25 protein-coding genes and 2 pseudogenes are annotated in these 23383 nt (G+C 73.1%); 9 read left to right on the forward strand and 18 right to left on the reverse strand.

Translation table 11 applies throughout. The features are described from left to right. The first annotated feature begins 46 nt into the window (after positions 1 to 46). Positions 47 to 640, forward strand: a complete 594-nt coding sequence (locus tag AAH991_RS02855) for an aggregation-promoting factor C-terminal-like domain-containing protein (RefSeq protein WP_346224142.1) — start codon at positions 47 to 49, stop codon at positions 638 to 640. A 23-nt stretch (positions 641 to 663) separates the two neighbouring features. Here the strand turns inward: AAH991_RS02855 and AAH991_RS02860 are convergent, their stop codons facing one another. Continuing rightward, positions 664 to 1332, reverse strand: a complete 669-nt coding sequence (locus AAH991_RS02860; RefSeq protein WP_346224143.1) for a TetR/AcrR family transcriptional regulator C-terminal domain-containing protein — start codon at positions 1330 to 1332, stop codon at positions 664 to 666. Positions 1333 to 1438: 106 nt separating this feature from the next. On the opposite strand from AAH991_RS02860, the gene AAH991_RS02865 reads away from it, so the two are divergent. From AAH991_RS02865 to AAH991_RS02875, 3 genes are all read left to right on the forward strand, one after another. After that, positions 1439 to 2548, forward strand: a complete 1110-nt coding sequence (locus tag AAH991_RS02865; protein WP_346224144.1) for a ferritin-like domain-containing protein — start codon at positions 1439 to 1441, stop codon at positions 2546 to 2548. 93 nt (positions 2549 to 2641) lie between these two features. Next, a complete protein-coding gene (locus tag AAH991_RS02870; RefSeq protein WP_346224145.1) occupies positions 2642 to 3205 on the forward strand; it encodes a hypothetical protein in 564 nt (187 codons plus the stop codon). Beyond that, positions 3205 to 4104 carry a hypothetical protein gene (locus AAH991_RS02875; protein WP_346224146.1) on the forward strand — a complete coding sequence of 300 codons (900 nt, stop codon included), beginning with the start codon at positions 3205 to 3207 and terminating at the stop codon, positions 4102 to 4104. The genes AAH991_RS02870 and AAH991_RS02875 overlap by 1 nt, the downstream gene beginning before the upstream one ends. 66 nt (positions 4105 to 4170) lie before the next feature. On the opposite strand, the gene AAH991_RS02880 is transcribed toward AAH991_RS02875, so the two are convergent. The 3 genes and pseudogenes from AAH991_RS02880 to AAH991_RS02890 form a co-directional block, all read right to left on the reverse strand. Continuing rightward, entirely contained in the window at positions 4171 to 4509 is a 339-nt protein-coding gene (locus AAH991_RS02880) for a DUF202 domain-containing protein (RefSeq protein WP_346224147.1), read from the reverse strand. Continuing rightward, positions 4506 to 4841, reverse strand: a complete 336-nt coding sequence (locus tag AAH991_RS02885; RefSeq protein WP_346224148.1) for a YidH family protein — start codon at positions 4839 to 4841, stop codon at positions 4506 to 4508. Before AAH991_RS02885 ends, AAH991_RS02880 begins: the two co-directional genes overlap by 4 nt. A gap of 51 nt (positions 4842 to 4892) precedes the next feature. After that, positions 4893 to 5762 (reverse strand): annotated as a pseudogene (locus AAH991_RS02890) (helix-turn-helix domain-containing protein). 122 nt (positions 5763 to 5884) lie between these two features. Between AAH991_RS02890 and AAH991_RS02895 the strand changes: the two are divergent. Together AAH991_RS02895 and AAH991_RS02900 are read left to right on the forward strand one after the other, a co-directional pair. Further along, a pseudogene (locus AAH991_RS02895) lies at positions 5885 to 6124 on the forward strand (MFS transporter); the annotation flags it as partial. 76 nt (positions 6125 to 6200) lie between these two features. Then, positions 6201 to 7301, forward strand: coding sequence for an MFS transporter (locus tag AAH991_RS02900; RefSeq protein ID WP_346224149.1), 1101 nt, complete (start codon positions 6201 to 6203; stop codon positions 7299 to 7301). Here AAH991_RS02900 and AAH991_RS02905 read toward each other — a convergent pair. After that, entirely contained in the window at positions 7282 to 7647 is a 366-nt protein-coding gene (locus AAH991_RS02905) for a DUF8711 family protein (RefSeq protein WP_346224150.1), read from the reverse strand. The two genes, AAH991_RS02900 and AAH991_RS02905, sit on opposite strands and share 20 nt — an antisense overlap. A gap of 91 nt (positions 7648 to 7738) precedes the next feature. Further along, the gene (locus AAH991_RS02910; protein ID WP_346224151.1) at positions 7739 to 8452 is read right to left on the reverse strand and encodes a ferritin-like domain-containing protein; all 714 of its coding nucleotides are present in this window, start codon (positions 8450 to 8452) and stop codon (positions 7739 to 7741) included. Positions 8453 to 8573: 121 nt separating this feature from the next. Between AAH991_RS02910 and AAH991_RS02915 the strand changes: the two genes are divergently transcribed. Beyond that, positions 8574 to 8843 (forward strand): ubiquitin carboxyl-terminal hydrolase 14, encoded by a 270-nt coding sequence (locus AAH991_RS02915; protein ID WP_346224152.1) that lies wholly within the window; start codon positions 8574 to 8576, stop codon positions 8841 to 8843. Positions 8844 to 8933: 90 nt separating this feature from the next. Here AAH991_RS02915 and AAH991_RS02920 read toward each other — a convergent pair whose 3' ends face one another. Together AAH991_RS02920 and AAH991_RS02925 are read right to left on the reverse strand one after the other, a co-directional pair. After that, positions 8934 to 10523 carry a Na+/H+ antiporter gene (locus tag AAH991_RS02920; protein ID WP_346224153.1) on the reverse strand — a complete coding sequence of 530 codons (1590 nt, stop codon included), beginning with the start codon at positions 10521 to 10523 and terminating at the stop codon, positions 8934 to 8936. A 47-nt stretch (positions 10524 to 10570) separates the two neighbouring features. Further along, on the reverse strand, positions 10571 to 11758 hold the full coding sequence (locus AAH991_RS02925; RefSeq protein ID WP_346224154.1) for a chromosomal replication initiator protein DnaA: 1188 nt from the start codon (positions 11756 to 11758) through the stop codon (positions 10571 to 10573). A gap of 225 nt (positions 11759 to 11983) precedes the next feature. On the opposite strand from AAH991_RS02925, the gene AAH991_RS02930 reads away from it, so the two are divergent. After that, a complete protein-coding gene (locus tag AAH991_RS02930) occupies positions 11984 to 14023 on the forward strand; it encodes an ATP-dependent DNA helicase (RefSeq protein ID WP_346224155.1) in 2040 nt (679 codons plus the stop codon). A gap of 14 nt (positions 14024 to 14037) precedes the next feature. Here the strand turns inward: AAH991_RS02930 and AAH991_RS02935 are convergent, their stop codons facing one another. Next, positions 14038 to 14757: a hypothetical protein gene (locus AAH991_RS02935; RefSeq protein WP_346224156.1), complete on the reverse strand. Its 720-nt coding sequence runs from the start codon at positions 14755 to 14757 to the stop codon at positions 14038 to 14040. Positions 14758 to 15010: 253 nt separating this feature from the next. On the opposite strand from AAH991_RS02935, the gene AAH991_RS02940 reads away from it, so the two are divergent. Further along, a complete protein-coding gene (locus AAH991_RS02940) occupies positions 15011 to 15502 on the forward strand; it encodes an NUDIX hydrolase (protein WP_346224157.1) in 492 nt (163 codons plus the stop codon). A gap of 107 nt (positions 15503 to 15609) precedes the next feature. Here AAH991_RS02940 and AAH991_RS02945 read toward each other — a convergent pair whose 3' ends face one another. The 9 genes from AAH991_RS02945 to AAH991_RS02985 all read right to left on the reverse strand — a co-directional run bounded on the left by AAH991_RS02945 (position 15610) and on the right by AAH991_RS02985 (position 23367). Next, entirely contained in the window at positions 15610 to 16404 is a 795-nt protein-coding gene (locus AAH991_RS02945; protein ID WP_346224158.1) for an SGNH/GDSL hydrolase family protein, read from the reverse strand. Between the two features lie 14 nt (positions 16405 to 16418). Continuing rightward, positions 16419 to 16853: a type II 3-dehydroquinate dehydratase gene (gene aroQ, locus AAH991_RS02950; protein ID WP_346224159.1), complete on the reverse strand. Its 435-nt coding sequence runs from the start codon at positions 16851 to 16853 to the stop codon at positions 16419 to 16421. Beyond that, on the reverse strand, positions 16850 to 17926 hold the full coding sequence (gene aroB / locus AAH991_RS02955) for a 3-dehydroquinate synthase (protein ID WP_346224160.1): 1077 nt from the start codon (positions 17924 to 17926) through the stop codon (positions 16850 to 16852). The genes aroQ and aroB overlap by 4 nt, the downstream gene beginning before the upstream one ends. Beyond that, positions 17923 to 18435: a shikimate kinase gene (locus tag AAH991_RS02960; protein WP_346224161.1), complete on the reverse strand. Its 513-nt coding sequence runs from the start codon at positions 18433 to 18435 to the stop codon at positions 17923 to 17925. The genes aroB and AAH991_RS02960 overlap by 4 nt, the downstream gene beginning before the upstream one ends. 14 nt (positions 18436 to 18449) lie before the next feature. Then, entirely contained in the window at positions 18450 to 19628 is a 1179-nt protein-coding gene (gene aroC, locus AAH991_RS02965) for a chorismate synthase (protein ID WP_346224162.1), read from the reverse strand. A gap of 93 nt (positions 19629 to 19721) precedes the next feature. Further along, positions 19722 to 20384: a prepilin peptidase gene (locus tag AAH991_RS02970; protein ID WP_346224163.1), complete on the reverse strand. Its 663-nt coding sequence runs from the start codon at positions 20382 to 20384 to the stop codon at positions 19722 to 19724. Between the two features lie 220 nt (positions 20385 to 20604). Then, a complete protein-coding gene (locus AAH991_RS02975) occupies positions 20605 to 21171 on the reverse strand; it encodes an SseB family protein (RefSeq protein WP_346224164.1) in 567 nt (188 codons plus the stop codon). Positions 21172 to 21325: 154 nt separating this feature from the next. Continuing rightward, a complete protein-coding gene (bar, locus tag AAH991_RS02980; RefSeq protein WP_346224165.1) occupies positions 21326 to 22432 on the reverse strand; it encodes a barbiturase in 1107 nt (368 codons plus the stop codon). Next, a complete protein-coding gene (locus AAH991_RS02985; RefSeq protein ID WP_346224166.1) occupies positions 22432 to 23367 on the reverse strand; it encodes a carbamate kinase in 936 nt (311 codons plus the stop codon). The genes bar and AAH991_RS02985 overlap by 1 nt, the downstream gene beginning before the upstream one ends. Between the last annotated feature and the right edge of the window lie 16 nt (positions 23368 to 23383).

Below are 23383 nucleotides of genomic sequence, written 5' to 3' on the forward strand. Positions count from 1 at the left end.
GTTCGCGCGCCCGCCTTCCGCACGCGACCCGACGACAAGGACCGATTTGGACAGCAGAAGCCTTCTACGCAACACAGTCGCCGCCCTCATCGCGGCCACCGTGACCGGTGGCGGAAGCGGAGTGGCGTGGGCCGGCGAGTGGACCGCCCTCGGCCAGACCGGGGAGACGGGGCAGGCCGGGGACATGGGGCAGGCCGGGGACACGGAGCGGACCGGGGAGACGGGCCAGACCGGAGAGACGGAGCGGACCGCGGAGAGCGTGCGGCCCGTCACCCACCTGGGCGTGTGGACGACGCGGGCGGCGGCGCAGCCGCCCCGGTTCCGCCGGGCGCCGGCGAAGGTCCGCAGCAAGGCGTACGCCTTCCGGCTCGTCACCCGCCGCACCTGGTCCGGCCAGCAGTTCCAGTGCCTGGACAGCCTGTGGACCAGGGAGAGCAACTGGGACCACCGGGCCTACAACCAGGGCTCGGGCGCCTACGGCATCCCGCAGGCGCTGCCCGGGCACAAGATGGGGTACGCCGGAAACGACTGGAGGTTCAACCCGCAGACCCAGATCAAGTGGGGTCTGCGCTACATCAAGGGCCGCTACGGTTCGCCGTGCGGCGCCTGGGGCCACTTCCGGTCCCACAACTGGTACTGATCCGGGCCGAGGCGCCCGGCGGCCTACCGCCGGGCGCCTCCGCGGCCGGTCGGCTCGCCGGTCCCGCGATCGGCCCGCGCGTCCGCCCGCACGGCCATGGCCTGGACGAGCAGTTCCAGGCCGAACTCGAACTCCTCGTCGTGGTCGCAGGAGTCCAGATGCGGCCGCAGCTCGCTGACCACGGGGAACAGCGCCGGATCCACCTCCGCGACCGCCGCATCTGCCCGCACCGGGGCGAACGTCGGGGTCACCCCGACCTCCCGCAGCAGCGAGCCCACCACGTACGCGATGAACATGCGCAGCATGCGGACGGCCTCCCGGCCGTCGAAGCCCGCGTCGCGCAGGGTCGCCAGGGCGCGCTCCACCGGCAGGAGGCCCGCCGTCGAGCCCAGTTGCCTGCTCACCACGACCATCGTCGAACGGGGGTAGTGGTGGGCGATGCGCCGGAAGGCCCGCGCCTGGATGCGTACCCGCTCGGTCCAGTGGGCGGACGGGTCGTCGGTGAAGCCGATCCGCGACAGCACGTCCTCGGCGACGGCGTCGAGCAGGGCGGCCTTGCTGGGCACGTGGTTGTACAGCGACATGACGCCGACGCCGAGCTCGGCGGCGATCCTGCGCATGGAGACGGCGTCGGCGCCCTCTCTTTCGATGAGCTCCACGGCGGCGGTGACGATGCGGTTCCGGTTGAGCATGACCGAATCCTCTCTCACCGCCGGCGTCCGGCGTCCATTGACGTACGTACAGCGTACGTGCCACGCTCGCGGGTGAACGTACGGTGTACGTCAGAGGAGGTCCCCCGTGTCGACCCACGAGCTCTACACCATCCCCGCCGAGCTCTCCACGTGGGACGTGGAGATGACCGGAGCGGCCCGGTTCACCTGGGAGTACGACGACGGCCGGGACCGCATGCTCGCCCTCTACCAGAAGGGCAAGGACAAGCAGTGGGACTCCGTCAAGCGGATCGACTGGGACATCGAGGTCGACCCGTACGACGTGCTGGGCGTCCCGGACACCACCCTGGCGATCCACGGCACCCCGCTGTGGGAGCGCATGGACCGGCGGCAGCGCGACGAGGTGCGCAGGCACAACGCCGCCTGGCAGTTCTCCCAGTTCCTGCACGGCGAGCAGGGCGCGATGATCTGCTCGGCCCGCATCGTGGAGTCGGTCCCCGATCTGGACTCCAAGTTCTACGCCGCCACCCAGACGATGGACGAGGCGCGGCACGCCGAGACGTACGCGCGGTTCCTGCAGGAGAAGGTCGGCCTGGCCTACCCCATCAACCGGCACCTCAAGGCGCTGCTGGACAGCACGCTGAGCGACTCGCGGTGGGACATGCCCTACCTCGGCATGCAGGTGCTGATCGAGGGCCTGGCCCTGGCCGCGTTCGGAGTCATGCGCGACGTCACCACCAAGCCCCTGCCCAAGCAGATCCTGGCGTACGTCATGCAGGACGAGGCCAGGCACGTGGCCTTCGGCCGGATGGCGCTGCGCGACTACTACCGGAACCTGTCCGACGCCGAGCTGCGCGAGCGCGAGGACTTCGTGATCGAGGGCTGCTACCTCATGCGCGACAGGCTGCGCGGCCAGGAGATCTGGGAGAACCTCGGCCTGTCGCGGCAGGAGGTCGGCGAGGTCATGGAGTGCGTGGACCGGTCGGAGTACCTCCGGCTGTTCCGCGCGCTGCTGTTCAGCCGCATCGTGCCGTGCGTGAAGGACATCGGCCTGTGGAGCCCCCGCCTGCGGCAGGCGTACGCCGACATGGGCGTGCTCGACATGGCCGGGCAGAGTCTCGACGCGCTGATGCGGCAGGACGAGGAGATCGCCGACCGGCTCGACGCGGAGCGCTTCGCGCGCGAGGAGAAGGAGCGGGCGGAGGAGGTCGCCGGCACCATCGCCGCCGCCGACTGACCCCCCGCCGGACGACCCCACAGCGGCGCGTCGGACGGTGGATTCGCGCCCGTTGTCCCCACCTGTGCGGGATCCTTGCCATACTCCGTCTTCGTGACAGTGGAGTTGACGCGGAGTGGCCGCGGGTCCCGGCGGATCGTGGTCGGGGCGATCGGCCTGGTCGTCTTCCTGCTCGCCGGCCTGGGCGCGTACGCCGTCGCGCGCGCGGACCGCCGGCAGGACACGAAATACTGCGGCCACGACTGCATCCCCGGCATCAGGATCGGCACCGTGGTCGAGGCGCTGCAGGGCCAGGGGCACACCTGCGCCGACAAGAGGCAGTTCTGGTCCTGTGAGCTCGAAGTCGGCAAAGTACGGTTCGAAGCGGATCTCTTCCGCGTCCCCAACGTGGCGGACTTCTACGAGTACATCGGCAAGGTCGAGGCCAGGATCGTCAATCCGGACAGCACCACGGCGGCGGCCGGGCTGGACTACATGTCGTGGTTCGCGGCCCTGCCGCACCGTGACGACCCCTCGACGGTCGGAAAGGTCCACGGCTGGCTGGCCGAGCAGATCACGGGCGACGGGGACATGACCTTCGTTCTCGACTGGGAGTACGCGCTGGAGCGCGAGGCGAACACCCGGTCCGTCGAACTCACGATGAAGAGGAGATATTGATGGCGGCGCCCTCCGGCCGGCCGTACTCTCCCGACGGCAGGTTCTGGTGGGACGGCCGAGCCTGGCAGCCGGTGCAGCCGCCGCCTCCCGGATCACCCGCGCAGCAGGGCCTCGGCGTGCCACCACCCCCCGGGTTCCCCGAGCAGCAGCACCCCGTCGTGCCACCACCCCCCGGGCCCGCCGCCCGGCAGGGCTTCAGCGTGCCACCGCAGCCGCCGGGGCCGCACGCGGCTCAGCCGTACGCCGTCCGGCAGGGGCAGCCGTACGCGCCGCCCGACGCCGCGGCTCCCACTCCTCCCGGCGTCGCCTCCCCGGGCCGCCGACGTGGAACCGGGGTGTTCGTACTGGTCACGGTGGGCACGCTGATCGCGGCGCTGGCGCTGGGCGCAGTCACCGGCGCCGCCATCGGCCTGGCGACCGCCGAACCGGTGACGGACGCCTCCGCGCCTGCCTTCCCTGGGAGGTTCCCCACGGCGAAACAGCGGTACCTGCCCAAGGTGACGGTCGACATGGTCGCGGTGAACTGGCTGCAGGCGGCCAATGCCTGGACATGCGCGAAGTCCGCGGCACCCGACCCGCTGACCGGCGCCAAGATGGGAATGATCTGCCGGCCCGGCGACGCCGCCAGGCACCAGATGTCCGTCTCCATCTGGTACGACGGGCCCGACAAGGTGGTGTCCGTGAAGGCCGGCTGCAAACTCGGCGTCGGCACGAAGGCCTGCACGAGCCTCTTCGCGAAGATGGCGGACACTCTGCTGTCCCCCGCCCGGAGTCTGCGCGCCAAGGCGGAGAAGTGGGCGGGCGAGAACGCGGACAGGGCGGCGGTGACGGCCATCGGCGGCATCCGGCTGCAGACCAGCCCGCGCCCGCACAGCATGGAGGCGGTGCCCGCCATCTGACGTTCCCGGCCGCGATCCGCCGCGGTGCCGCGCCGCCCGGCTCCGGTGCCGATCAGCCTCGGATGCTCACAACGCCGGCATCAGCACAAGAACCAGCGCCGCGGCGGCGACGGCCAGCGCGCCGGCCCAGGCGATCCGCCCGTCCAGCCGGTGGTCGAGCGGGTGACCGTGCCGCAGCGCCCGTTCCAGGCGGCGATGGCGGATTCCCGTGCGCAGGAGCAGGACCGCCCCGGCCAGCGCGGCGGCCGCGAAAGGGGCGGCGGGGCCGGGCAGATCGTGCCGTACGGCGAGTCCCGCCATCACCATGGCGGAGCCCGACATCGTCACGGCGGTGCGGACCCAGGCGAGCCGGGTCCGCTCGCTGTGCAGACCCGGCCTCGGCACGTCGCCCACGGGCCCGGTCACCTCGACAGGAGGATCAGGACGAGGGCCAGAACGGCCACCCCCGCCACGCCGTACCCGAACAGGGGGGCCAGGGCGGGCGGCGGAAGCGCGCGGTCCCGCCGGAGCGCCCGGTCGATGTGCCGCCAGCGGGGGTAGGCCGAGCCCGCGGCCACGGCCGACAGCAGCACGAGCACCACGGCGAGCAGCGTGCGCACCCACGGCACGAAGACGCCCTCGGGAACGACCGCGATGCCGATGCCGCCCGCGCTCAGCGCGAGCGAGGTGGTGATCCAGGTGAGAAACGTGCGCTCGTTGGCGAGGACGAAGCGGGGGTCGGGTTCGTTCTCTTCCATACGAGCACGCTATTTCCGCCCCTTTTCCCCTAGATTTGTCGGGGTTGCCGTTTATTGACCGTCGGGCGAAGCACCGGACGGCAGGCGTGTGGTGGTGGCGGCCAGGTGCCGCAGCTTCCGCTCCGACTCCGACCCGGCCTCCGCCGCGAACAGGTCCATGCCCTGCAGCTCCGGGTCGCCCGGCAGGCCGACGAGCTCGGCCGACAACCGCAGCTCGCCCACGACCGGGTGGTCGAGGACGTACTCGCGGTACGTCGCGGCGGTCACGTGGTGCTCGTGCCACAGCTCGCGGAACTCGGCGCTCTGCCGGCAGATGGTGTCCACCTGCTCCATGATCTGGGCGTTCTTCGGATAGCGCGCGGCCAGGACGCGCAGTTGGGCCACGTGTTCCCGCGCGAGCCGTGCCCACCCCTCGCCGTGCGTGCGCCTGATCTCCTCGTCCAGGAAGATCAGGTGCGCGATGGTCCTGCGTTACGCGGGGATGGCGGCGAAGTCGGCGAAGACCGCCGCTGCCAGTGCGTTCCAGGCGAGCACGTTCGCATGCCGGCCGAGGACGAAGGCCGGAGTCAGCACCAGCGAGTCCAGCACCCGCTGCAGCCCCTGTCTGACGGGAGCAGGCGCGAGGTCGCGGCTGCGCTGCGCCGGCCGGGCCAGCGCGTGGAGGTAGGCCCGTTCGTCCCCGGTGAGCCGCAGCACGTCGGCGACCGCGTCCAGCACCTCGGCCGAGACGTTGCGGCCGTTGCCCTGCTCCAGGCGCGTGTAGTGGCTGACGCTCATCCCGGCCGCCAGCGCCAACTCCTCCCGGCGCAGACCGCGCACCCGCCGCGTCCCGTGGCCCCGGTAGGGCAGGCCGACGTCCTCGGGCCGTAGCCGCGCCCTGCGGGACTTCAGGAACTCGCTCAGCTCCGCTCCACGGTCCACGATCGTCCAGCCTAGGCGGAAATTGAGTAGTCAGAACGCGGGGATGGCTGGGGCCCGCGGCCGCGGCCAGGCTTCCGGCCATGCGATCCGTGATCCCTCTCGTCCTCCTCGGCCTGGGCAGCATGATCACCGCCCTGGACTTCACCATCGTCTACGTAGCACTGCCGCAGATCGCCCGCGAGGCCGGATTCTCCCCGCACGCGCTGCAGTGGGTGGTGAGCGCCTACGCCGTGCCCTTCGGCGGCTTCCTGCTGCTCGGGGGCCGCCTGTCCGACCTGCTCGGCAGACGGCGGATGTTCGTCTCCGGCCTGCTGCTGTACGGCGCCGCCTCGCTGCTGGGCGGGCTGGCCGCCTCCCCGGCCCCGCTGATCGGAGCCAGGGCGCTGCAGGGGCTCGGCGGCGCGGTGCTGATGCCCGCGACCCTCTCTGGTCGTCACCATGTTCGCCGAGGGCCGGGCGCGCACCCGGGCGATGACCGTGTGGGCGGTGAGCGGTGCGGCCGGGCTGAGCCTCGGCGCGCTGCTCGGCGGGCTGCTGACCGGCGCGTTCGGCTGGCAGGCGGTCTTCTTCGTGAACGTGCCGCCCGCCGCGGCCGTGGCCGCCGCGGCGTTCGTCGTCCTGACGCCCGACGGGAGGCGGCGGGCGGGCGGATTCGACCTTCCCGGCGCGCTCACCGGGACCGCCGGCGTGACGCTGCTGGTGTTCACCGTCGCGCAGGCCGGAGAACGGGGCTGGGCCTCCCCCGCCGTCCTGGCCCCCGCCGTCGTCGCGGCGGCGCTGCTCGCCGGGTTCTTCGTGATCGAGAGGCGCGGCCGCACCCCGTTGCTGCCGCCGCGGCTGCCGGCCAGCCGGCACACGAGCGCCGGAGCCATGGTCATCCTGGTCTACGGCCTGACGCTGCAGTGCGTGCCGTGCTTCCTCACGCTGCACTTCCAGGACGTGCTCGGTTACGGCGCCGTCGAGTCGGGTCTGGCCTTCCTGGGGCCGACCCTCGCGATCACGGCGGGGAACCTGGCCGCCGAGCGGCTGATCCCGCGCCTCGGGCTGCGCGGCACACTCGTGCTCAGTCTGGGCGTGGGCGCGGCGGGCACGGCCGCGCTGGCGTCGCTGCTGTCGCCCGGCGCGTCCTACCTCGGCCTGCTGCCCGGCCTCGCGGCCTACGGCCTGGGCGCGGGCCTGTCGTTCGCCACCATGTTCATGGTCGCCTCGACCGGCGTGGCCCCGCAGGTGCAGGGCGTGGTCTCCGGCCTGTCCTCCACCGTCCTGCAGGCGGGCACCGCCGCCGGCCTGGCCGTCCTGGTGTCCGTGGCCGGCGGCGACACCGCCGGCCTCGCCGGGCAGGCCCTGCGCGCCGCCACCTCCGAGGGCCTGCGCTCGGCCGTCTGGGTCGCCGCCGCGATCTCCGTGATCGGTGTGGCGGCCGCGCTGGCCCTTCCGTCGGCACCCGCCCGTTCGGCGGCCCGGCCGGACAGGACGCGGGACACTCCGGCGCGTCCGGCCGGCGGCCCCGGCATCAGATCTAGAGGCAGGCCTCGCTGACCTGGCGCAGGTAGTTCGCGCCGTCGGCGGCGACCTTCTGCGCGGCGTCCACCGCCGCGTTGGCGTCGTCGACGTTGAGCTTCTGCAGGCTGTCGGCGAGGCCCTGGAGGGCGTCCCTGAGCGTGGTGTCGGCGGCCTTGTTCGCCATGCTCTCCAGATCGGCGGCGCCGTCCTCGAGCTTCTGGCGCATGGCGGCGGGGTCGTCGACGACCTTGCCGATCTCGCCGATGGTGCGGCTGATCAGCTGCGTCGCCTCGGCGCACGACTGGGCCTTGTCCGCGGTCGCGCAGCCGGTGACCAACAGGACGGCGGCCGCGCAGGCGGCGGCGAACGGGAGGAGTCGCATGCCGGTCACCCTACCCAACCGCCGCCCGCCCGCCGCGGAACCGGAGCAGGCTGCCGTTCGCGGCCCCGCCCGCATCGCGGTCCTCAGCGCCTCACCGCGCCATGACCTCGGCGACGACCGCGCGGAAATACCCCAGGACCTCGCGGGCGAAGGCGGTCCGGGACACCCCGGCGCCGCGCAGTGCGTCCCCGTGATCGATCACGACCACGGTCAGCACGCCCGCGAGCAGCGACCACCACAGGGCCGAGGCGGCCGCCCGCGGCAACCGGGACGACTCCCGGAAGGACCGCCGCAGCCGGTCCCGGTGGAAGGGCACGTGGCGCAGCTCGTCCGCGAGGATCCGGCCCGCGACCTCCGCGGCCAGGAGGTCCGGGACACCGTCGCGCACCGCCCGGTAGTAGCCCAGCGCGACGACCTCGGCGAGCATCAGGACCATCAGCTCGGTGCGCAGTCCGAGGAGCCGCCGCAGCCGGACGAAGGCGGCGTCGCTCCAGTGGCCGGAGATCGTGCCGGCGCCCGCCGACTCCAGGAGCCGGCCCAGCAGGCGGGCGTGCTCGCGTTCCTCCGCCACGAACAGGCGGACCGCCTCCGCGTACACCGGGTCGCCCGCCCGGCGGGCCTTGTCCAGGAGGCGGGCGCCGTCACCGTCCTCCCCCACCTGGAACCGTTGCAGGCTGCGTACGAGGGCTGGCTCCAGACGCGCTCCCGCGCTCCAGTCGGGGTCGCCCCAGGTGCGCCGCAGCAGCGCCGCGCCTTCGAAGTCGCGTAACCAGTCGGTGAAAGCGCCCGTGTCGACCGTCGTCATGACCCACGAACCTACGGAGACGATGTGCAGATTCCGGGGGGCGGTTCGTAGAGGTTCGGTGCGAGCGGCCCCGCCCGGGCGCGGCGCCGATCACCCGGCGAAGCGCCGTAGCATCTGCGGCATGGGGAACTGCGAACACCTGCTCGTGACGGCCGACCCGCAGCCGCTCACGCCGGAAGGCTGCCAGGAGTGCCTGGAGCGCGGCATGCGCTGGGTCCACCTGCGCAAGTGCCTGGAGTGCGGTCACATCGGCTGCTGCGACTCCTCTCCCGGCAAGCACGCCACCGCCCACTACAAGGAGACCGGCCACCCGGTGATGCGCTCGTTCGAACCGGGCGAGGACTGGCGGTGGTGCTTCGTGGACCAGCGCCTGGGCCAGGCCGTGTCCTGAACACCCTGTCCTGAACACCCTGTCCTGAACACCCTGTCCTGACCACCCTGGCCTGCGCGCCGGGTCCCTCGGGCCGGGTCCTGAGCCCGCTCAGCCGCGTTCGAGTGTCGCCTCCTCGAAGTCGAGCTCCTGCATGACCCGGTGGAGGACCTCGTCGTCGATGCGCCGCTCGTCCCGCATCCGCACGAACACCTCGCGTTCGGCGGCGAGCATCTCCCGGCGCAGCCGCCGGTAGACCGAGGCGGGCGTCTCCTCGCCCTCGGGGCCGGTGCCGCCGCCGAGCCGCTCCCAGGCGTGCAGGGCTTTACGCTCGGCCCTGGCGCGCAGCTGCTCGACCACCTCTTCGTGGACGTCCAGCACACCGTCGGCGGTGAGCTCCTCGAGCCGCGCCAGGGCCGCGGCCGCCGCGGCCTGCTGGGCTCCCGCCTCCGCGAGGTCGTCGCCGTAGCGCTCCCGCGCGGTGGACACGCCCAGCCGCCTGATCAGCCAGGGGAACGACAGGCCGTGGACGATCAGCGTGCCCACGACGATCGCGAACGTCAGGAACAGCAGCAGGTTGCGCTGGGGGAACTGCTCGGGCAGGGCGAAGGCCGCGGCCAGCGACACCACCCCGCGCATGCCCGCCCAGCTCGTCAGCATCACGTTCTGCCAGGACGGCGTCTTGGGCTCCCGGGCGCGCACTCTCTTCGACAGCATCCGCGGCAGGTAGGTGCTGGGCGGCACCCAGGCGATCCGCACGAGGACGACCACCAGGAACAGCACGATCGCGTACATCGCCAGCTCCCCCGGCCGCTCGCCGTTCAGCCCGGCGATGATCGGGCGCAGCTGCAGCCCGATCAGGGCGAACACGATCGACTCCAGCACCAGGTCGGCGACCTTCCAGACCGCGCCCGACAGCAGGCGCGTGCCGTACGTCGTCCGGCTGAGCTCGTGGCCCAGGTAGATGCCGACGATCACGACGGCGATCACGCCGGAGGCGTGCACGGCCTCGGCCGCGAGGTAGGCGGCGTACGGCACGAGCAGCGAGACGCCGTTGGCGATCAGCGCGTCGTCGAGCCGCCGCAGCGCCACGCCTGCGACGTACGCGATGGCGAGGCCGATCGCGATGCCGAGGCCGGCGGCCAGGAGGAACTGCCCGCCGATGTCGAGCAGACCGGCGGCGGCGCCGGTCATCGCGCCGACCGCGACCCGGTAGGCCGTCAGCGCGGTGGCGTCGTTGAACAGGCTCTCGCCCACGAGGATGGTCAGTGCGCGTCGCGGCAGGCCGAGCCTGCGCCCGATGGCGACCGCCGACACCGCGTCGGGCGGCGCGATGATCGCCCCGAGCGCGAAGGCCGCGGCGAGCGGGAGATCGGGGACGATCGCGTGCGCGACGAAGCCGACCACCACCGTCGTCGCCAGGACGAGACCGACGGCCAGGAGGCCGACGGGCCTGGCGGCGTCGCGCAGCCGCAGGTACGAGCTGTCCAGTGCCGCCGAGTAGAGCATCGGCGGCAGGAAGACCAGCAGGACGATGTGCGGGTCGAGGCTGTAGTCGGGAACCCCCGGCACGTAGGAGGCGGCCAGTCCCGCCATCACCAGGAGCAGCGGGGCCGACCAGCCGCGCCAGTTGGCCAGGGCGGCGACGCCGAGGGCGCCGGCCGGGAGCAGGAGGAACTGCAGTGCCGTTGACGTGTCCATCAGACGACGAGGTTACTTACAGCTGGAACTCCTGCTGACCGGGGCCCTCACCAGCCCCGGGCACCCTCCCAGCTCTCCCCGTTCTCGTCCGACCACGGGATCGGGGAGTCCGCGGCGGGCTGTCCCGCACGCCGCCCCCCGCGGCGCTCGTGCTCGGCGTGCGGGTCGGGAGCCTGGCCACCCGGCCACTGGTCCGGCCGAAGCCGCTCGCCCGTGGTGTAAAGCGGCGGTTCGTTCGCGTACGACTCGTTGACGTATGGACGGACCGCGCCGAGCCCGAGGGGGTCGCTCGGGTCCACCGGCGCGGGCTGCTGCCCGGCCGGTTGCGGCGCCACGGGCTGCGCGGCCGCAGGGTAGGCCGCCTGGGGGCCGGTCTGCGTGGCGGACGACGCGACGAGGCGGTCCTGGGTGGGCGTGCCGCGGGCGACGAGCACGTCGTTGGGGCCGAGCGCGGCGGGCGCGGGATAGGCCTCGGGGGCCGGGGCGGGCGGCGGCACCGGCGGACGGGCGTACTGCCCGGTTCCCGGGTAGTCCGGGTACTCGTAGTCGGCCTGTCCGGGCGGCTCGGGGAACCCCGCGTCGCGCGGCCCGCGGCCGTAGCCGTTCTCGGCCTGCCCGTACCCGTCCTCGCCGTGCGCGTAGCCGTCGTGGGCCCTGCCGTAGCCGTCGGGCGCGGGAACGTGACCGTCGGCGGCGGCGTACCCGTCGTGGGCCTGCCCGTAGGGATCCTGCGGCACGTTGTGGGGCACGCCGTAGGGGTCCTGCGGCACGTATCCGTCAGCGGGCTGCCCGGCGTACGCGTCGGGCCCCGCGTAGGCGTCCTGGGCGCGCGCCGCGTACGCCTCTTGGGGCTCGGCCGCGTACGGGTCGTGGACCTGCGTGGCGAACGGGTCGTGGACCTGGGTCGCGTAGGGGTCCTGCCCCCGGTCCTGCGGGTGCGCGGGGTAGGCCCCCTGGGGCGCGTAGCCGTCCTGGCCCGCCGCCCCCTGCTGGGGGAACGGACCGGTCCCGGCGTCCTGCTCCTGGCCGCCCGCCTCGGCGAAACCCTCGTCCAGGGTGTCGATCAGCCGTCCCACGTCGTCCATGGGCATGCGGAAACTCGCCGTGCACATCTCGCCCCGCCACAGGCTCAGCACCAGCGTGCCGTCGTGCCACGTGACCCGGAGCACACGGTCCTGGCCTCGCGCGTCGAAGAACACCTCGCCGAACGATGGCAGTGGGACAACTTCCGACATGGCAGACATAGTGCCTTTACCTGCCCTTTTCCGTCCACTCGATCTCGGGAACCCTCGCGAAACGTCCGTTTCGTCCCTTTTCGACCTCACTGGGTAGATCGCCGTTGACCTTGAGAGCACTGACACCCCAGTGTGCCATGCGCGCCGGGAGGGAGTTCCTGGAACGCCAGGATGTGGTGGGACGGACACGCACCGGATGTCGGTGGCACCGGGTAGCGTTCTTCCGTGCCCAAGGACCGTCCCGAGCTCCCGCCCGTCGAAGAACTCCTCGCCACCGCGGTGACCGCCCTGGGCGGCGTCGAGCGCCCGGGCCAGGTCAAGATGGCACAGGCGGTGCGCGACGCCGTCGAGAGCGAGGAGCACCTCGCGGTGCAGGCGGGCACCGGCACCGGCAAGTCGCTGGCCTACCTCGTGCCCGCGATCAGGCACGCGGCCGAGAGCGGCGACGCCGTGGTGGTGTCCACCGCCACGATCGCGCTGCAGCGCCAGTTGGTGGACCGCGACCTGCCCCGGCTCGCCGACGCGCTGGAGGGCCTGCTGCCGCACCGCCCCGAGTTCGCGATCCTGAAGGGCCGCCGCAACTACCTGTGCCGCCACAAGATGGCCGCCGGCATGCCCGAGGACGAGGACGACCAGCTCTTCGACCCGCGTGAGGTCAGCGCCACCGGCCGGATGGTGCAGCGCATCCAGGAGTGGGCCAACGAGACCGAGACCGGCGACCGCGACGAGATCGTGCCCGGCGTGAGCGACCAGGCATGGCGGCAGTTCTCGGTGACGGCCAGGGAGTGCCTGGGGGCGCAGCGATGCCCCAGCGGCGCCGACTGCTTCGCCGAGCTCGCGCGGGAGCGCGCGGGCGAGGCCGACGTCGTGGTGACCAACCACGCGCTGCTGGCGATCGACGCGATGGAGGACTTCGCGGTCCTGCCCGAGCACGACGTGGTCGTGGTCGACGAGGCGCACGAGCTCGTCGACCGGGTGACCTCGGTGGTCACCGGAGAGCTGTCGGAGAGCACGGTCGGCCTCGCCGTGCGCCGGGCGGGCCGGCTGGTCGAGCAGGGGATCGCCGACCGCCTGCAGGAGGCGGGAGAGGACCTGCGCGCCCTGCTGGCCGTCGCTCCGCCCGGCCGGGTCGACACGCTGCCGCAGTCGCTCGGGCTGACGCTCGCGCTGATCAGGGACGCCGCGTTCGCCTGCATCACCGCCCTCGGGCCGCGCAACAAGGACAAGGACGACCCGGAGAACGCCGGGCTGCGCAAGGCGGCCTTCACCGCGCTGGACGACGTCCACGACACCGCCCAGCGGATGCTCGACGCCTTCGGCCCGGCGGCCGGGCACGACGCGGACGAATCCGACGACACCGCGAACGGCTCCCGCGCGGGAGACGCCGGGTCCGAGGAGGTCCACCGGGCCGAAGTCGTCTGGCTGGAGGAGGGCCGCGGGCGCATTCCCCCCACGCTGCGGGTCGCGCCGCTGTCGGTCGGCGGCATGCTGCGCGACAAGCTGTTCGGCGACCGGACCGTCGTCCTCACCAGCGCCACGCTCGCGCTCGGCGGCACGTTCGACAGCCTGGCCCGCCAGTGGGGCCTGCGCGCGGGCGAGTGGACCGGCCTCGACGTCGGCTCGCCGTTCGACCATCCGCGCCGCGGCATCCTCTACGTCGCCACGCATCTCCCCCAGCCCGGCCGCGACGGCCTGCCCGAGGCGTACGTCGACGAGATCGCCGAGCTCATCGAGGCGGCCGGCGGACGGACGCTCGGCCTGTTCTCCTCCATGCGGGCCGCCAAGGCCGCCACGGAGGCGCTGCGCGAGCGGCTGGACGTGCCGCTGCTGTGCCAGGGCGACGACTCGACCTCGCAGCTCGTCAAGCAGTTCGCGGGCGACCCCGCGACGTGCCTGTTCGGCACGCTGTCCCTGTGGCAGGGGGTCGACGTGCCGGGCCCCTCGCTGACCCTCGTGATCATCGACAGGATCCCGTTCCCGCGCCCCGACGACCCGCTCGCCTCGGCCCGGCAGCGACATGTGGCGGCCACGGGCGGCAACGGCTTCATGGCGGTGGCGGCCACCCACGCCGCGCTGCTGCTGGCGCAGGGCGCGGGCCGGCTGCTGCGCTCGATGGACGACCGGGGCGTCGTCGCCGTGCTCGATCCGCGGCTCGCCACCGCTCGTTACAGCGGGTTCCTGCTCAACTCGCTGCCGCCCTTCTGGCGCACCACCGACCCCGCGAAGGTCCGCGACGCCCTGCGCCGGCTCACCGCCGGCTCCTGAACGGAGCCGGCGGATCACATCCTCGTGACGGCCGCGAAGGTCTCGCCCGCGTTGAGGCGCCGGACGAGATCGAGCACGGCGTGCGGCCCGCCGTTCGCGGTGACCCATCGGCTCACCCGGCAGGCCGCCTCCGCGTAGGTGCGCCGGTCGGCGCCGGCCGCCCGCAGCCAGGCGTCCAGCGTCACCGGCAGCGGCGCGTCCGAGCTCACCAGGCAGCGGTCGGCCGCCGTCTCCGGGGCGAGATAGCGCGGGTCGCCGGAGACCAGCACGGCCAGCCCCTCGTCGAACCACTGCGGCACCTCCGCACCGCCCGAGTCCAGCCTGGCGTGCAGCTCGACGTGCGACATCTCGTGGGAGGCGATCACCGGGTCAACGCCCGCAGGCGACAGCATGACCGAGCGGTTCAGCACCGCGACGCCCCGCTCCCCGCCCCCTCCGATCCGGCGGTAACAGCCGTCGCTGAGACAGGCGAGGATCCGGGGAGAGGTCCGCCTGCCGCCATAGAAGGCGCGGACCCGCCGCTCCGCCTCGTCCACCGCGGACAGCACCTGTCGTGTCCGGGACGGCGGCAGGCCCGATTCGGCGTAGACGCCGGAGGCCAGCCGCTCCAGCCCGTAGCAACCGGGGCACGTGGTGGCGGCGACCGAAGGAAAGGCGACCGCCACGACGGCGGCCGCCGCGATCGGCAGGGCCGCGAGCACGGCGAGTGGCCACGCCCGTCCACGCCGTGACACGGGCCGTCGTTTCCACGCCATCGTCACCTGCTTTGCTCGAATTCGGCCATCGGCGGCCCCTGCGACGGTGGCCGTGAGGCAGGATCATCGCGCGATGTCCGCCCGTCGCGCATCGGACCGTGGTAGGACCTCCACGGCCGGAGGGGCGCCGCGCCGTCCGGGCTGCCGGTGGCACCGGCGCGTGGGCCGGGCGGCGCCGTCCGCGCCTCGGGCAGGGTGTCAGCCCCCGCGACCGCGTGTAGGGTGCGGGCGCATGAGCGCTGACACCCCTGTCACGTCGGAGTGCCTCACCCGGGGCGGCCGGCCGGCCTTCGTCGTGAACGTCGAGGTCTTCCTGGAGCGAAACGGCCGGTGGCTGCTCATCCGGCGCGGCAGGCAGGAGGCTCACGCACCGGGCACGCTCGCCGGCGTGGGCGGCAAGGTCGAGGCCGACGACGCGGGACTCGACGTGCTCGAAGAGACGGCGCGGCGTGAGGTCGCCGAGGAGATCGGGGTCGACATCACGGGAGCCCGACTCTCCTACGTGGAGAGCGGGTTCTTCGTCACCGACGACGGCGACCCCGTCGTCAACGTGGTCTTCCGCGCGACGATGCCACCCCACGCCCAGCCCGTGGCCGCCTCGGCGGAGGAGGTGGAGGACTTCCTGTGGCTCACCGCCGCGGAGGCCCAAGGCGATCCGGACTGCCCGCCCTGGACGTCCCGGAGCCTGCGCCGCGCGGCGGCGTGGACCGGCACGCCCGCGTAGTCGTCGGCGGGGACGCGCTGTCACCGCGGCGCGGACCGGCACGCCCGCGTAGTCGTCGGCGGGGACGCGCTGTTACCGCGGCGCGGGCCCGGGTCAGGGAGCAGGGGTCAGTTGACCGGGGGCAGCGGGCTGAGGTCGGGGCGCTTGGGGGCGAGACCGTCGCCGGACGACGTGCCGCGCAGGCGCCGCCCGATCCACGGGCCGAAGTGCTCCCTGAGCCACTGCACGTCCTCGCGGCGCTTGGCCCTCGGGTCCACCGCCTCGCGGGGCGGCCAGGTCTTGCGCCAGTCGTCCTCACCGGGCACGCCGAGCACGTGCAGGACCCGGGCGGCGACCAGGCGGTGGCCTTCGGCGTTCATGTGCAGCCGGTCGCCGCTCCACGCCCGCCAGTCCCGCAGCCCCTGCATCGACCACATGTCCACCAGGTGGCAGCCGTACAGGTCGGCGATCGAGCGGACGTGCATGAAGAAGATCGCGAACTTGCCCCGCACCCTGCGCATGATCGGGGTGTCGCGGGGGTCGGTGCCGGTGAACAGCACGACGTCCGCGCCGGTGGCCCGCAGGGTCCGTACGGCGGCGGCCAGCTTCTTGGCCATCACGTCGGGGTCGCTGCCGGGGCGGATGAGGTCGTTGCCGCCCGCGCAGAAACTGATCAGATCCGGCTTCAGGCCGACGGCCACGGGCACCTGGTCGGCGACGATCTGATCGATCAGCTTCCCCCGCACCGCGAGGTTGGCGTAGCGGAAGTCCGGCTCGAGGTCGGCCAGCCGCTCGGCGACCCGGTCGGCCCAGCCCCGGTAGCGCACCACCTCGCCCGGCGCCGGAGGGGGCGCGTCCGGGAGGGGGTCGTTGAGCCCTTCGGTGAAGCTGTCTCCGACCGCCACGTACGACCGGTAGCCCATGATCCCTTCTTTCGTCACTCGCCCATGTCCGCGATCGCGCGCAGCGCGAGCTCGTACGACCGCATGCCGAACCCCGCGATCGTCCCGGTGGCCACGGCCGCCACGACCGAGGTGTGGCGGAACTCCTCCCGCGCGTTCGGGTTGGAGATGTGCACCTCGACCAGCGGGGCCGTACGCTGCGCGATCGCGTCGCGCAACGCGTACGAATAGTGGGTGAAGGCGGCGGGGTTGAGGACCACGGGGGTCCTGCTGTCGGCCGCCTCGTGGATCCAGCTCACCAGCTCGGCCTCGTCGTCGGTCTGCCTGACCTCGACCGACAGGCCGAGCTCACGGCCGGTCTCGCGGCACAGGCCCGCCAGGTCGTCGAAGGTCTGCGCGCCGTAGACGTCGGGCTCCCGGCTGCCGAGACGGCCCAGGTTGGGTCCGTTCAGGACGAGCACCTGCCTCATCGGGCGACCTCCCGGTAGGCCGCTTCGAGCAGCTCCTCCGACGGGTTCTCCAGACGCGCGGGCCTGCCGACGTCGTCGAGCACGACGAAGCGCAGCACCGCTCCCCTGGCCTTCTTGTCCACCCGCATGTGGTCGCGCAGCCGCGGCCAGGCGTCGGCGCGGTAGGAGGTGGGCAGCCCGACCGACTCCAGGATGGAGCGCGTGCGGTCCACGACGTCGCGCCCGACCCGGCCGTCGAGCCGGGACAGCTCGGCGGCGTAGACCAGTCCGATGGCCACGGCCTCGCCGTGCCTGATGCGGTAGTCCTCGACCCGCTCGATCGCGTGACCGAGGGTGTGGCCGTAGTTGAGGATCTCCCGCAGGCCGCTTTCGCGCAGGTCCGCCCCGACGACGTCGGCCTTCACCCGGATCTTGCGTTCGACCAGCTCACGGGTGTGCTCACCCTCGGGGGTGCGGGCGGCGGCGGGGTCGTCCTCGATCAGCATGAGGATCGTGGGGTCGGCGATGAACCCGCCCTTGATGATCTCGGCGAGGCCCGCGACGTAGTCGTCGCGCGGGACGCTCGCCAACGTGGCCAGGTCGCACAGCACGCCCTTCGGGGGGTGGAAGGACCCGACCAGGTTCTTGCCCTCGGGTGTGTTGATGCCGGTCTTGCCGCCGACCGCCGCGTCCACCATGGCCAGCAGGGTGGTGGGCACCTGCACGACCTGGACGCCGCGCAGCCACGTCGCGGCCGCGAAACCGGCCAGGTCGGTGGTCGCCCCTCCGCCGACGCCGACGACCGCGTCGGACCGCGTGATGCCGTACCGTCCGAACGCCGACCACAGCTCGGCCGCGACGTGGACGGTCTTGGCCTCCTCGCCGTCCGGCACGGGCAGCGCGACGACCTCCAGCCCGGCGCCCTCGAGCGTCTCGCGCACCGGCCTGGCGATCTCGGGCAGCCCGGCGGGGTGGATGATGGCGACCGTGCGCACCGTCGCGTCCAGCAGGCCGGGCAGCTCGGGCAGCACGCCGGTGCCGACGACCACGTCGTAGGGGCTGTCGCCCCGCACGGTGATGCGCGTCGCGGTCACAGCGCCGCCTCGATCTCGGTCACCACGTCCTCGGGCTCGCGGCCGTCGGTGGCGACGGTGATCGCGGCGAGGCTCTCGTAGATCGGGCGGCGCTGCTCCATGAGCTGCCTGAGCCGGCTGCGCGGGTTGAGCACCAGCAGCGGCCGGGCCGAGGCGAGCCCGACCCGCTTGACCGCCTGGTCGAGCCCGACCTGGAGGTACACGACCCGGTGGCCGGCCAGCAGCTTCTGCGTGTGCTCGTGCAGGATCGCCCCGCCGCCCAGCGAGAGCACGCCGGGGTGGGTCTCCAGCGCGTCGCGCACGGCCTGCGCCTCCAGCTCGCGGAACCGCTCCTCGCCGTCCTCCACGAACACGTCGCTGACGCTCTTGCCGGCGACGGCCTCGACGTCGGCGTCGGTGTCGCGGAACGGCAGGCCGAGGCGGTCCGCGAGGATTCGCCCGACCGTGGACTTGCCCGAGCCGGGCGGGCCGATGAGGACCGCGGCGGGGCCTTGTGGCGCCGATTGCATGATCACAAACCCTATTACTTGATGACCAGGGACGACAGGTAGCCCGCCAGGTTGCGCGCGACCTCTTCCACGGAGTCGCCGCCGAACTTCTCGACGGCCGCGTCCGCGAGCACGAGCGCCACCATCGCCTCGGCGACGATCGCGGCGGCCGGGACCGCGCAGACGTCCGAGCGCTCGTGGTGCGCCTTGGCCGGCTCGCCGGTCAGCACGTCGACCGTGGCGAGCGCGCGGGGCACGGTGGAGATCGGCTTCATCGCGGCGCTGACCCGCAGCGGCTCACCGTTGGTCATGCCGCCCTCGACGCCGCCGGCCCGGTTGGTCATCCGGCGCACGCCCTCGGAGGTGTTCTCGATCTCGTCGTGCGCCTGCGAGCCGGGGCGGCGGGCCGTCTCGAAGCCGTCGCCGACCGCGACCCCCTTGATCGCCTGGATGCCCATGAGCGCCGCGGCGAGGCGGGCGTCGAGGCGCCGGTCCCAGTGGGTGTAGCTGCCGAGGCCCGGCGGCAGGCCGTAGGCGACGACCTCGACCACACCGCCGAGGGTGTCGCCGTCCTTGTGCGCCTTGTCGATCTCGGCGACCATCGCCGCGCTCGCGGCCGGGTCGACGCAGCGCACCGGGTCGGCGTCCACCGTCTCCATGTCGCCGGGACCGGGCAGCACGTCGCGGGGCGCGCTCGCCTCGCCGATGGAGACCACGTGGCTGACGATGTCGACGCCGAGCGCCTGCTTGAGGAAGGAGCGGGCGACCTGCCCGAGCGCCACCCGGGCGGCGGTCTCCCGCGCGCTGGCGCGGTCGAGCACCGGCCGGGCGTCGTCGAAGCCGTACTTCTGCATGCCGGCGAGGTCCGCGTGGCCGGGGCGGGGGCGCGAGCGCGGCGCGTTGCGCGCCTGGCCCTCCAGCACCGCCGGGTCCACCGGGTCGGCGGCCATGACGGTCTCCCACTTCGGCCACTCGGTGTTGCCGATGCGGATCGCGACGGGCGAGCCGAGCGTGCGGCCGTGCCGTACGCCCCCGGAGATCGTCACCACGTCCTGCTCGAACTTCATCCGTGCCCCCCGGCCGTATCCGAGACGGCGGCGGCGCAGTGCCTCGGCGAGGTCGGCGGTGGTCACCTCCACACCTGCGGGCAGGCCTTCCAGGATCGCGAGAAGCTCGGGGCCGTGTGACTCCCCGGCGGTCAACCAGCGCAGCATGGGGACAAGTCTTCCATGTGCATCCCAGTGCGCCGCCCCCTGACACCCCCTTGACCATCCGCGGGTGCCCCGATACCGGGAAACGGGTCCGTCCTATATATCCGGAAAAGCCAGCGCCACGAGCGTGCCCGCGAGCATGAACGGGCCGAACGGGAACTCGGTCGTGCGGGTGGCCCTGCGGGCCAGGAGCAACCCCACGGCGTACAGCGCGCCGAAAACCTGGCCCGCCATCCCGGCGGCGATCGTGGCCTGCACGCCGAGCGCCCCGGTGAGCAGGCCGATCAGCCCGGCCAGTTTCACGTCGCCGAGCCCGAGGCCCGTGGGGCGGGCGAACCACAGCACGGCGTAGACCGCGCCGAGCGCGCAGCCCGACGCCACCGCCGGCAGCAGCCGGCCCGACGGCGCGAGCAGGACCAGCAGGATCGGGTACGACGGCAGCGTGATCGCGTCGGGCAGCCGCCAGGTCCTCCGGTCGATCTCCGCGAGGGCGGCCCCTGTGAGAACCGCGTACAGCCACGCGGCGAGCACCCAGCCGTCGTGGACGCGCCAGGCCACCAGCGCCGCGGCCAGCGCGGTCGCGACCTCGAGCACGTACGGCGGGCGGGGCAGCGGCACGGCGCGGGCCGCCGCGGCGAACGCCGGCAGCGCCTCCGCGCGGCGGTCGTCCGGCTCGGGGCCGAACCCGGCGGCGAGGGCACGGGCGTAGGCCCCCGCGATCAGGCCGAGGACGGCGGCGGCGGGGACGACGAGGGACACGCGGCCGACCCTAACGCCCGCATACCCGCCATGGCCCTCGATGGGCGCCGCCCTGTGGACGACCGCGTTCCTGGGCACGGCGTGGCCATCGCCGGGAGGCAGGTCTCGCCGGGTCGAGCGTGCCAGGAGGCCGGTCGGAGGCCGATGCGGCCACGCGCCGGCGCCGGCACGACCCGGCGGGGAGGAGTCAGGGCGTCACCAGGGCGGCGGCCGGCGCCGGTCAGGCGCGGCGACGGCTCCACCAGCGGCGGCGCTTGTCCTCCGTCGTCCCCAGGCGGGCCACGGTGGCGCCCGGCACCTCGCGGGCGAGCCGGTCCACGGCCGAGGCGTCCCTCTTGGCATCCTCCACCGTGGCGAGGGCCTGCAGCATTCCACCCTCGATCACGAACGGGACCGGCCCGGCCACGTCCACCACCACGGCGGCGGCGCTCTCGTGCCGCGCCGCCTGGCAGACCTGCGGCGCGGTGGCCTGCACCGGCCGGGCGTCCGCGCGCCACCTGCGCATCGGCTCGGTCCCGGTGAAGGCGAGCACGGCCTCACGACCGTCCTTGCCGACCAGTTTCGGGAGGGCCATCTCGCTCTCCTTCTCCTGGCGCAGTCCGTGCTCTCCCACTTCCGACTCGGTCAGCAGTGCGACCACGGGGACGAGCAGCCTGGTCCCGGCGAGCACCGCCAGGACGTCGGCCGCCGTCGCCGTGCCGGCCTGGAACGCCGACAGCGCCGCCGCGACGGGCGCGTCGGTGCCGCCGTCGTCGTCGGGACGCAGGGGCTGCGGAATCGATGGCACGTCTCCCGACCCTACCCCCAACCCGGGCAGGCCTCCCCACCTGCATGATCACGGCGGACGTCGCCGCTTGTGAGAGCGCATCCGCCCGATTCTCTGCATGATCACGGAGGGTCATCGCGCAGGTCAAACGGCATCGATGCGACTAACTACAAGATCACGCGAGGTCGGCGATGGCGATCACCGGGCCTCCGCCGGACGGGCCCTGATGGACCGCCGCCACGGAGACGAACACGGCCGGGTCACCGGTCACGCTCGCCGCCACCCCGCCGACGGTCGCCTTGATCTGGCGATGCCAGTGGACGTCGGAGTCGTCGAGCATGATGTTGCGCCGCCCGCGTACCCGGCCCGAAGGGTCCGCCTCGCACTTGATGAACAGGTTGACCAGCCGGTCGCCCAGGTCGTCCGGGTGCGGGCGCTCGGGCAGGTCGATCCCGGCGCTCCGGACGGCCTCCCAGATGCCGTCGGCGTCCAGGGCGTCCTTCATCACCGAGTGGCCGGCGCGGTAGCGCCCGCCGATCCCGCGCACGTTGCCCACGACGACGATCTGGGCCCGGTCGAGCTCGACGCCGCTGGAGCACGAGGCGACCGACGAGTAGAGCGACAGGTCCTTGTGGATCTGCTCGGCCGACGGCATCTCGATCTCCCCGAGCGCGACCGCGATGCCGAGCGCCGTGGTGGAGTTGGAGATGTCCATCGACTTCAGCGTGTCCTCGGTGACGACCGTCTGGCCGCGTTCCTTCGCGTCGGTGATCGTGGACAGCGTGAGCAGCGGCGTCTTGGTCTGCACGTAGTGGACGTCGGCCGGGTCGTCGATGCCGGCGATCTTCATGGCCTCGCGGACCCCTGCGGCCACCTTCTCGACCATCGCCGGCCTGCCGATGTCCTCGGGAAAGATCACCTCGCTCATCGCCACGCCGACGCTCACCCGCGGCTCGTCGGTCCGCACGGCCTTCGCCGGGCCGATCGTGGCGAAGATCGTCGCATGCGGGCTGAGCACGCCGTCGGTGCCGCCGGACCACACCAGGGGCACCTGCGCGACCTCCTCGGCGGTGCGGGTGCCCTTGGCCACGAGCACCTCGCGGAAGGCCCGGTCGGCGAGGATCCGCGTGTAGTCGTTCACGCCGCCGTTGCCCTCGGTCTTGCCGATCACGGCAAGCACGCGGTCGGCCTCGATCACGCCGTCGTCGATCAGCCTCGCCAGCCCGGAGGCGTCGGTGACGCTCTCGATGGGGACCTTCCGTACCTCGATCGGATCCGGCACTATGCCTCCACCCCTCTGTACACCCTCGTACCGATATTTCCTGACAGCGCGGCACCGATGTGGTGCAGCGAGGTGATCACCGCCCGTCCCCCGCCGTCTTCGGCGAAGCGCACGGCGGCCTCGACCTTGGGCCCCATGCTGCCCCCGGCGAAGTGGCCGGCGGCCTGCAGCTCACGCAGGGCGGCGACCTCTATCTCCCCGATCGGACGGGCATGGGGCGTGCCGAAGTCCACCATCGCGTTCGGCACGTCCGTCGCGATGACGAGATCGGTGGCGCCGACGGCGGCGGCCAGCGCGGCGGCGGCGAGGTCCTTGTCGATCACGGCCTCGACCCCGGTCAATGTGCCGTCCGCGCCGCGCACGACCGGCACTCCCCCGCCTCCGGCGGCGACGACGGTGAAGCCGGCCTCGATGAGCGCGACCGCGGCGGAGGCGTCCAGGATCTCCACGGGGCGCGGCGAGGCGACCACCCGCCGCCAGCCGCGTTCGAAGCGCCGCCAGGCCTGGCCGTGCCCCTCGAAGCGGCGCGCCTCGCCCTCCCCGAAGTACCGTCCGATCGGCTTCACCGGGTCCTGGAAGGCCGGATCGGCCGGGTCCACGAGCGTGCGGGTGACGACGGTCGCGACCCGCGCGTCCCCGAGTTCGCGCTGCAGGGCGTTCATGACGAGGGTGCCGATGGTGCCCTGCGTCTGCGCCACGCACCAGTCGAGCGGCACCGGCGGCACGACGTGCGCGCTGAGCTGGTTCTTCAGCAGGATGTTGCCGACCTGGGGGCCGTTGCCGTGCGTGAGCACCACCTCGTGCCCGGCCCTGATGAGCGCCGCCACGTGGGCCATCGCCTCGCGGATCGCCCGGTGCTGGTCGGCCGGGGACGCGCTCCCGTCGGGAGCCGTCATGGCGTTGCCGCCCAGTGCGATCAGTACGCGTCCGCCCACACCCGGAAACTATCCA

The organism is Microbispora sp. ZYX-F-249, assembly GCF_039649665.1.
GTDB classification, from domain to species: domain Bacteria; phylum Actinomycetota; class Actinomycetes; order Streptosporangiales; family Streptosporangiaceae; genus Microbispora; species Microbispora maris.

Coding starts and splice junctions, on each gene's coding strand:
- aroQ (WP_346224159.1), bottom strand. CDS start 16,853: ATGAGGCAGGTGCTCGTCCTGAACGGACCCAACCTGGGCCGTCTCGGC.
- AAH991_RS02860 (WP_346224143.1), bottom strand. CDS start 1,332: ATGCTCAACCGGAACCGCATCGTCACCGCCGCCGTGGAGCTCATCGAA.
- AAH991_RS02915 (WP_346224152.1), top strand. CDS start 8,574: ATGGGGAACTGCGAACACCTGCTCGTGACGGCCGACCCGCAGCCGCTC.
- AAH991_RS02910 (WP_346224151.1), bottom strand. CDS start 8,452: ATGACGACGGTCGACACGGGCGCTTTCACCGACTGGTTACGCGACTTC.
- AAH991_RS02940 (WP_346224157.1), top strand. CDS start 15,011: ATGAGCGCTGACACCCCTGTCACGTCGGAGTGCCTCACCCGGGGCGGC.
- aroC (WP_346224162.1), bottom strand. CDS start 19,628: ATGCTGCGCTGGTTGACCGCCGGGGAGTCACACGGCCCCGAGCTTCTC.
- AAH991_RS02875 (WP_346224146.1), top strand. CDS start 3,205: ATGGCGGCGCCCTCCGGCCGGCCGTACTCTCCCGACGGCAGGTTCTGG.
- AAH991_RS02960 (WP_346224161.1), bottom strand. CDS start 18,435: ATGCAATCGGCGCCACAAGGCCCCGCCGCGGTCCTCATCGGCCCGCCC.
- AAH991_RS02900 (WP_346224149.1), top strand. CDS start 6,201: ATGTTCGCCGAGGGCCGGGCGCGCACCCGGGCGATGACCGTGTGGGCG.
- AAH991_RS02885 (WP_346224148.1), bottom strand. CDS start 4,841: ATGGAAGAGAACGAACCCGACCCCCGCTTCGTCCTCGCCAACGAGCGC.
- AAH991_RS02925 (WP_346224154.1), bottom strand. CDS start 11,758: ATGTCGGAAGTTGTCCCACTGCCATCGTTCGGCGAGGTGTTCTTCGAC.
- AAH991_RS02945 (WP_346224158.1), bottom strand. CDS start 16,404: ATGGGCTACCGGTCGTACGTGGCGGTCGGAGACAGCTTCACCGAAGGG.
- AAH991_RS02920 (WP_346224153.1), bottom strand. CDS start 10,523: ATGGACACGTCAACGGCACTGCAGTTCCTCCTGCTCCCGGCCGGCGCC.
- AAH991_RS02905 (WP_346224150.1), bottom strand. CDS start 7,647: ATGCGACTCCTCCCGTTCGCCGCCGCCTGCGCGGCCGCCGTCCTGTTG.